This window comes from Sphingomonas sanguinis (genome assembly GCF_001476905.1).
GTDB classification, from domain to species: domain Bacteria; phylum Pseudomonadota; class Alphaproteobacteria; order Sphingomonadales; family Sphingomonadaceae; genus Sphingomonas; species Sphingomonas sanguinis_B.
Map to the genome: position 1 here is coordinate 1 of NZ_LDTE01000036.1, position 9269 is coordinate 9269.

Sequence of the window (9269 nt, forward strand, 5' to 3'; positions counted from 1 at the left end):
TGATTGAGTCTCAGCCCTATGACGCCGATAGTCTGCGCCGCTGGCTCGCCGACCGACACATCAAGGCCGTGATCCCATCTACACTGCTGCGCGCCGTACGCCTCACCCGCTCGACAGACGTCTCTACCGCCGCAGGAACGTCATCGAGCAGCTGTTTTGTCGGCTTAAGAATTGGCGGCGCATCGCCACGCGATATGACCGTCACGCCAGCAACTATCTGGCTGCCATCGCGCTCGTTGCCACCGTCGCCGAGTGGATCAAATGAGTCCCCAACCTAAACAACTAGAAAGCGCCGCGCCTTCTAATTGTCGGGCTCGAAGTAGGTGATGACGAAGCGCTATGCATGTACATAGTCCCTGGAGAAATATCTGCCGAGAGTAGGCAAATTGCAGAACCATTTTAGCGTCGAACGCTCCACCCCCCATCCACGACGAGAGCAGAACCCGTTAAATATGGATTCGCCAAAGCTTCGACGACCATACCGCCAAGCGCGTCTGCACCGGCGACGAAGCCAACGGGATTCTCCGAAGCCGCACCTTGGAATAAGGCCTCCCGTTCGATCTCACTCAGCACATCCCAGCGTGGGCTGCGAACAAGGCCGGGAACAAGTACGTTCACGCGCAAAGGGGCCAGTTCCTCGACCAACGCTCGAGCCAAGCCTTCTAATGCTTGCTGCGCCGCAGTGTATACGCTCTTTCCGACCACAGGTCTTCGGCTGAGGGCCCCTGATACAAATAGGATTGATGAACGTGGGGTCCAGGGAACCGAGGCGGCGAATGCCTGTGCCGCGTTGTAGGACGTCCAGAAAGTCTGCTCAAAATGCAAGCGTGCATGCGCCGCTGACGTTTCTAAAAATTTAACTGGTGGACTTTCCATATTGCCAATGGAAATCACAAGGTGATCAAGTGGGCTAATTACAGTGAAAAAGGTTCGTAGGGAGGCTGGGTCGTCTGCTCGGACTAATATTCTTTTACTTTTGGGAAAATCGAGCAATTGCTCTTCTACTGCTTTTATACGCTCTGCACTCCGACTCCCTATGATCGGGGTTGCGCCGGCGCACTGAATCGCTCTAGCTGCTGCCAACCCAATGCCACCGGTTCCTCCGATTATCGCAACGCGCTGGCCGTTAAGGCGATGAGTTGCCAGTGGAGACTCTGTAGAGTCTCTCATTCGGTTTGCCCATTCAACTGCTTTAGCTCGTCACGCCATCGATGCTGCGCAACAAATTCGAGTTCGATTTCGGCTTTTTTGGTATCGCAAAAACTTGAGAATGGGCTAGCATTGGATGGCCAACGTGTTGGCACGTTTGGAAAGAACTTAGCGGCTAGGTCGGCTGACGGCATGTCCATAACAGTGTCAGGCGCTGCGATTGAAAATGCATGAATGCCCGGCAAATCTGCCTGTACGGCCAACCTACATGCGCGAGCTAAATCCCTGACGTCAATGTAACTCCATAATGCCCAAATTCTTATAGCAGGATCGTCGACAAATCCAGGATAATCAGGATAGTTATTTACACTTTGGACCAAAGTGGACCTTATTGATATAATCGAATATTTATCGTCAAAATCAAAGCCATTATTAATAAACTCCCCTACAGATTTGCTTAACCCGTAAGCGCCCTCTGATTGAATCGGGTGGGACTCGTCTATCGGAAAGTACAAAGGTTTTTTATGGCTAAACGGAAATCCATATACCTTCTCGGATGAGAGCGAAACGACCTTTTTTATATTGAATAATTTCGCAACAGATAGAACATTGAACGTCATGGCAACATTTGAAATGAACGTTTCATGTTCTGTTGAAAAATCAGGATAAGCGATAGCAGCGGTGTGTATGATCGCGGTGGCGTTGGCGAGCATTTCCACGGCGCTTCCAAAGCGCTTTAGATCTCCTTGACGGTGTGCAAAGCGCCCCGAAGGAGTGAACTGAGGTTGCGCAGATAGGTCTATACCCTGCCACTCCAACCCATGTTCCTCAAGTTCGGCGCAAATCGCGCGTCCCACCCGCCCATACGACCCTGTCACTACAATCATGAGGCAGCTCTCCTCTTCAACTTGATTAGCTTAGCCATAACAGATCAAGTGTGAAGGTTTTTATTATAGTGTAGCTTAAAATTGTAGGTGATGGAGCTGCTTCGGATTCGGTGGTGGGCTTGGGGAATGACACGGGTGCGTTGCTTGAGATTGAGGACCGCCTCGATGCGGCGGTAGCTGTACGTTTGCCGCTGCGCGGCAATCTGGCGGATGCTGGATAGCAGTTGTGCATCGTCAGCCTTGGTGTATGGTCTACAAGCCTTGTCGCTGCCGGTCAGGCGGTCGTACACTGTCGAGCGCCCGACCCCGAGCGTGCTCGCGACTAGGCTCACCGGATGCTCTCCGGCAGGGGGCGGGTACGTACTGAATGACCTTGGATGACACCTCATCGTAGCCTTTGAAGCATTCGAGGATACGCCCTACCCTTCACAGCTGATGTACGTAGAGTGAGCAGCCCCTAGTTTTCCAGACGCCTTCCGCCTTCAAAACCTGCTGCCGTTCGAACGCGACGGGCGGCAGCATCCCGTTCCTGACCTGCTTGCGTACAGGGTTGTAGAACATCTCGACGTAATCAAACACGTTCTGCCGGGCTTCCTCACGGGTCTTATAGGTGCGGCGCCGGATGCGCTCGCGCTTGAGCGAGCAGAAGAAGCTCTCGGCGACGGCATTGTCATGGCAGTTGCCGCGTCGGCTCATCGAGTGCTCAAGATTGTGAGCCCGGATGAAGGCAGCCCACTCCATACTGGTGAACTGCGAGCCTTGGTCGGAGTGGATCAGCACCCGTTGCTTCGGCTTGCGCCGCCACACCGCCATGTGCAGCGCCTGCAGCACCACATCGGTGGTCTGTCGGCTCTGCATCGACCAGCCCACCACGCGGCGGGAATACAGGTCGATCACGACCGCCAGATAGGCGAAGCCTTCCAGGGTGCGAATGTAGGTGATGTCCGTCACCCAGGCCCATTCTGGCTCAGCGACGTCGAACTGGCGGTCCAGCGTGTTGTCGACCGCCAGGGACGGCTTGCCGCCATGGCTGCCGAGCCGGCGCTTATAGCCGATCTGCGCCTTGATGCCCGCCAATCTGGTCAATCTGGCAACTCGGTTCGGGCAGCAGGTTTCGCCGTGATCCAGCAGGTCGTCGTGCAGCTTGCGGTAGCCATAGACCTTGCCACTGTCGTTCCAGGCGCACCGCAGCAGCTCCGTTTGCCGAGCATCCTCCCGAGCCCGCCGGCTCAGCGGGCTCTTTTGCCAAGCATAGAAACCGCTGGGCTGCACGGCGAGGCAGCGGCACATTGCCCGCACGCCAAAGTGATCACGATGCTGGGCAATGAACGCGTATCTCACTTTGCATCCCGAGCGAAATACGCGGTGGCTTTTTTTAGGATGTCGCGCTCCTCGGTTACCCGAGCCAACTCGCGCTTCAGCTGGCGGATCTCGGCATCCTTGCCAGCATCGCCGGATACGACCTTCGCCAGCTGCCGCTTCCACGCATACAGCGAGTGCGCACTAACCCCGAGCCGCTGCGAGACCTCCGCTACCGGATACCAGCGCTCGGTGATCTGGGCCACCGCGTCACGCTTGAAGGCCTCGCTGAAATTCGGCTTCCCCATCATCGCCTCCTGTCCTCAAAATTAGGATCCAAGGCCTCCAGAAATCTAGGGGCTGCTCAGGCAGATCGATCAGGCAAGCCGAAGTGCGACGATATGCGATTATCCGCGACTATCTGCGATGATATGCGATTATCTCCCACGCGGAGGCAATTCTGCGCCGTCGTCGCATATCGTTGCACTCAGTCGCATACTTTGTGGCGGCAAGATAGGTGTTGTACCGGTACGCGCTTGCGCACATACCGATACAACACGATCCTTACTCGCCTGCGGCTCGACGTAATCTTGCTCTGCGAGGCGGACGGACGCTGCCGCGTTTGACAGGGTGCATGGAGTTTTTTGGGGGTGGGATCAGACACCAAAACCGGACGCGGAACCAGGCCGAGAGGTACCCGTATCGATGTGTGGGTGACGGAAGGCGAGCTAGCCGAACTGGCGGACCGCGCCGATCAGGCAGGCATGTCCCGCTCTGCCTATCTCCGAACAGCCGGCCTCAATCATAAGATCAGGTCAGTGTACGACCTCCGGGCCGTTGGTGACATGGGGAAGGTCAACGGTGACCTAGGCCGCATTGCGGGTCTGTTAAAGCTATGGCTCGCGGACCACCGTGGGTTTGGGGCAAAGCCTGCCGAGGTGGAGAAAATGATGCTCGATTTTCGCGCCCTGCAAGCCGAGTTATCGGCCATAATGGGCCGTGCTCTGCGTGACCGCTAGACCAGAATCTTATGTCCCCGGTCATCCAATTTGCTCTGTGTACGCGGAGCGAACCGAACGGCTGGTACACTGAGATCGCCTGCTCGGTCGGTCTGGCTCGGTTTGTCTTTTGAGCACATTCATCAGGGGCAGGCTGCCGGTTTGGCTCGTCGAATGTGCTCGATAGACGAGTCCGGGTGTAAGAACGCCGGAAAAGGCGGGCCGCCTGAAGGCATTCCCGTACCGGTCCCTTCTGGAATTCGTCTATTGTGTACCTTCCCTCGTGAAGGGGCCCTGCCAGACTCGTCTATCGAGCACATTCATGAGGGCAGGCTGCCGGTTTAGCTTTCCGAATGTGCTCCAAGTACGAGTGCAGGCGTGGGACCGCCGGAAAAGGCGGGCAGCCTGAGGGCATTTCCGCATCGGGCGCCTTCTGGGATTCGTCTATCGTGCACCTTTCCTTGCGAAGATGCCCTGTCAGGTTCGTACTGGCAGCACATTCATGAGGGCAGACTGCCGGTTCGGCTCGTCGAATGTGCTCGATAGACGAGTTCGGGGGTGAGAACGCCGGAAAAGGCGGGCCGCGTGAGGGCATTTCCACACCGGGCCCTCCTGGAATTCGTCTATCGTGCACCTTCCCTTGTGAAGGGGCCCTGCCAGACTCGTCTTTTGAGCACATTCATGAGGGCAGACTGCCGGTTCGGCTCGTCGAATGTGCTCGATAGACGAGTTCGGGGGGTGAGAACGCCGGAAAAGGCGGGCAGCCTGAGGGCATTTCCGCATCGGGCGCCTTCTGGGATTCGTCTATCGTGCACCTTTCCTTGTGAAGAGGCCCTGCCAGACTCGTCTATCGAGCACATTCGTGGGGGCATGACACATACGGTCGCCAGAGGGCTATCGCGATAACACACGATCCGGTGGGTTCATGGGGGGATAGCTGGATTGGTGTCCGGCGACGTTGTTAGGCTGAATATCGCCTTCAACACTTCGCAATGTACTGCGTATGACGGGGGCGACGCACCATCGCCCCCGTCATGATCATTCGCCCGAACCGCTCAGATGCGATTGCGCCGCAGCTTTGGCGTCAGCCACGGACTTACCCCTGCGCGCAGGCTTGGTGGCAGCCGCCTTGGGAGACTGCCCGGGTTTGCGACCCAGGCCGATCTTCTTGGCCATCGCACGCCGGCTCTCGGAATAGGACTGCGCCACCATGGGGTAGTCCGCCTTCAAATTATAGCGCGCGCGGTATTCCTCGGGCGTCAGGCCATGAGTGGCCAGATGACGGCGCAGCGTCTTATAGGGCTTGCCGTCGATCATCGAGATGATGTGATCGCTCGAGGCCAGCGACTTCCGGACGGTGACTGCCGGAGTATATTCCTGAGTGTCTACAGCTTCAGAAGCGTCGGCTTGCGGCGTGCCTGCCAGTTTTAAGATGGCGGCATGCATGGTCCCCAGAAAAGCCGGAACATGCTCGGCATCGGTACGGGTGTTGGGATTGCCCAGCCATGCAATGGTTAGTTCGGTGGCAAGTTCGACGGCATTGGCCGTATCTGAATTAATCTGGTCAGTCATGTGGCATCCTGATGGGAGAAAGGGGCCTAGGCTGAGCCATGACATTTTATGGTCGGCCCGATGATCATGTGAATGTTTGCGGCTATAACGGCAATGGTTTATGTGGCGAGTAAGCGTGCTGATGTATTCCAATAGCGTGGAATCGCTGATCTAGATGTTCAGTCCGGGTATTTGGTGGATCGGTTTGCCGCTCGCTTGATCCCGCAAGGCAAAAGATCGACTTTCCCACCACACTCGAAAAGAGCACAGGTGTCACAACCGCTCGGTTTTGACACTCAAAGCCTTATCGTCGGTGAGGCAGAGGGAAAGCACGCGTCTGTTGAATTAGAGCAATTCTATTCGGGCGTCATGCGCGGGATTTCGGGTAGGCAGTGTCAGCCATAAATTTGCCTCATGCGCTCCATGTGAACCGCATCCTGCTCGTACCGCTCGCCGAGCTCCCACCCTGCGTCGAGCGCTTCTCGCGGACTAGCGTACTCAAAGTCGTGTGAAGACAGGTTTACCTGATCCTCCACTCTCCAAGTCACTGTAACGGTAGTTTCACCGCTACGGCGCCGGAAGGCGAGTACGCCCGCCTCCTCGCCTTCTCGCGGACCACCGGGGACATCAAGGGGCATTTCTTGTCGGTGGGCAGGGCCTCCCCAGTGCAGGCTCCCGGGAAAGATTTGTTTAGAGCCGGTCTCAGTCATCTGTCTTCACTCACTAATCGAACCTCAACATGGTTGTGTTTGGGCACGTGATATGTGCGAGTAGGAAGGGAGCTTCGACAGGCCCTATCTGCTGGATAAATCACATTTGGTGGGACTGACTAGCGGCCGCTAGCGCTCTACATTCGCCTTCTATCGAATTGTTTCGTTGCGAGCGTTAACGCTTCCGGCGGTACTGCACCGTCGGGCACGTTTATGATTACTAGCGGCCTACCGGAACTGTCGGCATATTCGCGGCAGACGGCAAGCGCGCGCGACTGATGCTTGGCCAATTCTTCGGCAGAGCGGAGGGGGCGAGATCTCGTCGATGCGGAACGCCGCTGAATGATCGACGAGGGCGAGGCACGCAGGAAAATGTAGGTTTCGATGTTTAATGGCTGGATTGCATCGAAGGGCACATCGACTAGCTCAATATCGTTGTCGATTACGCTGTGCGCATCAATCAGGACCGGGCGCTCCCGTTGACCCGAGCGAGCCTGTTCCGTCGCCAAGGCGAGCGCCGACTGGTTGGCGACAAGCTGATTCCGATTGGCCGTTCGAAGCGCTTCGTTGCCTAGGCCGCTTGCCCTTCTAAGCAGGGCACTGGCCTGGAGGTGTAGCACTTCCGGATTCAGTTCAACTAAGGCGGATGCGAACCGGGTCTTGCCTACACCCGAAATGCCGAAAAGCCCCACCACGGGCCCGTCCTCATGCTCCTGACCGGACATTCGTTACAGCAGCTCGTACTGCCGTTTGTCGTCGGCGTTCCTGCCTATCGCGTCGCTTATATACATGTACGACTGCGGCGGGGTGAAATTTTCGATCATGACGCTCGGCTCTAGCGGTGTTGCGAAGCGGCGGACCTCGGCGACCTCGATCGCGTTCGCACTTACTCGTCCCTCGAAATAGCTGTCGAAAAACTCCCGCGAGATGCCAGCGTGCGAGTGGGTCATGTCCCAAAGCGCGTCTGGAGCCTCGGTGAGGATACCACCAATATCAAATTCACCCAGAATTTTACCGACTGGACGCGTGACGTACACAACCACGGTGCGAACCGATCTGTCCCGAAACACGGAGCGCCTGAACTCAAACCGCTTAGTGCCATCGAAGATGCGCTCAGCGAACTCTGGCTTAATCGACAATAAGACCTTCATGTACCTCACCGAGTGTCGCTATGCGTTCGAACTGGCCTCGGCTGAGCTCCCGGAGCTGCCAGAAAGGCTGCTCGCTGATGCCGACGTCATGTAGCAACTGCTGGCGAATGGGACGTTTTGCAAGGGCAAGGTTGTAGGTCATTCGAACGGCATACAGCGGGCTGTTTGCGGCGAATTTCTCACTCAGCTCGGTCACATTGAAGACGCTGTGGTCTCCTGCGAAGGCGATCAGGCCGGCGTCCGAGCCCAGTTGTTTCCTGCCGCGAGCCTCCTCAACCACGCATATCGAGGTCGCAACGGACCGGTACAAAGCTGGGCCCTTGTGGTCAGTTGTGCGGTAGAGGACGACCACGTCGCCGTGTTTCATACTCGTCAGCGGTACGCCGCCAACATAAACCTTGTGGATCGTGTTGGTGTGAGACACATCCTGCAAGATGTCGGGGGACTCCGTAGTGAGAATTGAATCTGGAAAGAGGTGCGAGTGGTACTCGGGTCTAATCGCGAGCAGCCAGAACCTTCGGTGCTGAATATGCACGAATGGATAATCCTTGAGGACGTCACCAGTCGACGCTGTCATCGATCTTACAAGTACCAATTCGGTCCCGTTCGGTGTTGTTTTTGATGCAACCTCCTCGAATCCGTAACGTCTAAAAAGGTTTATCAGCTTCGCATGGGTGTCGAAGACGGTGACATAGATTTCATTAGCTGCTTCGGCGACTGCATGGTCAAAGATCTTCTTAATTACCCTCTCACCCAATTTGGTACCGTGAGCGTCGATCTTAAGTGTGCCCACCTTGATGCGCCGGGCGGTAGGACGCGGCGGGCTGACGTCGTCGAGTGGTCCGTCTTCGACTTTCAGATAGATGAAGCCGCGCAGGCCAGCATGTGGTGCCTTCTCGATGACATAGACGGGTTCGTTTGCTGCAGTTTTCTTGGCGAACCACGAGGAGAACTCCGCATATTGGCTCTTTAAGGAGTCGAAGAACGGGTCTGCGAGGTCGACCTGACTGAATTTCACGAGGTTAAGCGTCTGCGCCATGTCCTCAGGCTAGCCGCTGGTCACGTGCGTCTCAACCAGCTAGTTTCTTTAATTTGCAAGCTGATTGACCAGGGGCTGGGAGAACGAATGGACGGTACCCTCGCTTTGTGGTTCGACGCTCTGGAAGCCGGACGGGAGGCCCCTCCGCTCGATATACACGTCAACCTCTGGCGTGACCTATCCGCCGACTTTAACTTTCTTGATGTCGGCTTCCGTATGCCCGACGTCCAAAATGTCCGACGTTTCCATCTGTTTTTCCCGGTGCCGATTGTCGCGGCTAGCATCAGTGATCTAGGTTCTACGTTGCGATACGGGGAAACGCTGAAGGCGGTCTTTAACGATCCCGTCGTTTCGGGGAGCGGCGATGCGTCGTCTTATCCCACGCAGATCGATGGCGAACCGCACCTGACTGTCCAGATGATCGATCCTGCGCGCGACCTGATTGTGGAGCCACTTGCGATCGACCCACTAGGGTCCAAACCCAA

Annotated in this window: 9 protein-coding genes and 2 pseudogenes; 3 read left to right on the plus strand and 8 right to left on the minus strand. The window is 56.4% G+C overall.

Features of this window, described 5'->3' with window-relative positions:
• Positions 1 to 118: 118 nt before the first annotated feature.
• Positions 119 to 265: pseudogene (locus SB4_RS20325) on the plus strand (transposase); the annotation flags it as partial.
• A gap of 134 nt (positions 266 to 399) precedes the next feature.
• Here the strand turns inward: SB4_RS20325 and SB4_RS18845 are convergent.
• From SB4_RS18845 to SB4_RS06885, 4 genes and pseudogenes are all read right to left on the minus strand, one after another.
• Entirely contained in the window at positions 400 to 1170 is a 771-nt protein-coding gene (locus SB4_RS18845) for an SDR family oxidoreductase (RefSeq protein WP_082670031.1), read from the minus strand.
• A complete protein-coding gene (locus SB4_RS18850) occupies positions 1167 to 2036 on the minus strand; it encodes an NAD-dependent epimerase/dehydratase family protein (RefSeq protein ID WP_082670032.1) in 870 nt (289 codons plus the stop codon). Before SB4_RS18850 ends, SB4_RS18845 begins: the two co-directional genes overlap by 4 nt.
• Positions 2037 to 2143: 107 nt before the next feature.
• Positions 2144 to 2383 (minus strand): annotated as a pseudogene (locus SB4_RS18855) (IS3 family transposase); the annotation flags it as partial.
• A 79-nt stretch (positions 2384 to 2462) separates the two neighbouring features.
• Positions 2463 to 3643 (minus strand): IS3 family transposase gene (locus SB4_RS06885; RefSeq protein WP_153006111.1). Its coding sequence is split into 2 segments (ribosomal slippage): positions 2463 to 3403 and positions 3403 to 3643, totalling 1182 coding nucleotides; the frame shifts between segments, so codons are not numbered across the junction.
• A gap of 342 nt (positions 3644 to 3985) precedes the next feature.
• Here SB4_RS06885 and SB4_RS20585 point away from each other — a divergent pair.
• The gene (locus tag SB4_RS20585) at positions 3986 to 4354 is read left to right on the plus strand and encodes a plasmid mobilization protein (protein WP_058751975.1); all 369 of its coding nucleotides are present in this window, start codon (positions 3986 to 3988) and stop codon (positions 4352 to 4354) included.
• Positions 4355 to 5371: 1017 nt separating this feature from the next.
• On the opposite strand, the gene SB4_RS06900 is transcribed toward SB4_RS20585, so the two are convergent.
• The 4 genes from SB4_RS06900 to SB4_RS06915 form a co-directional block, all read right to left on the minus strand.
• Complete coding sequence (locus tag SB4_RS06900) at positions 5372 to 5905, minus strand: Ros/MucR family transcriptional regulator (RefSeq protein WP_058751976.1); 534 nt, start codon at positions 5903 to 5905, stop codon at positions 5372 to 5374.
• 826 nt (positions 5906 to 6731) lie between these two features.
• Positions 6732 to 7319 (minus strand): ATP-binding protein, encoded by a 588-nt coding sequence (locus SB4_RS06905; RefSeq protein WP_058751977.1) that lies wholly within the window; start codon positions 7317 to 7319, stop codon positions 6732 to 6734.
• A 3-nt stretch (positions 7320 to 7322) separates the two neighbouring features.
• Positions 7323 to 7745 (minus strand): ASCH domain-containing protein, encoded by a 423-nt coding sequence (locus SB4_RS06910; protein ID WP_058751978.1) that lies wholly within the window; start codon positions 7743 to 7745, stop codon positions 7323 to 7325.
• Positions 7723 to 8784 (minus strand): GNAT family N-acetyltransferase, encoded by a 1062-nt coding sequence (locus SB4_RS06915; protein WP_058751979.1) that lies wholly within the window; start codon positions 8782 to 8784, stop codon positions 7723 to 7725. Before SB4_RS06915 ends, SB4_RS06910 begins: the two co-directional genes overlap by 23 nt.
• 87 nt (positions 8785 to 8871) lie before the next feature.
• On the opposite strand from SB4_RS06915, the gene SB4_RS06920 reads away from it, so the two are divergent.
• A partial coding sequence (locus SB4_RS06920) for a hypothetical protein (protein ID WP_153006110.1) occupies positions 8872 to 9269 on the plus strand: 398 nt, incomplete at its 3' end.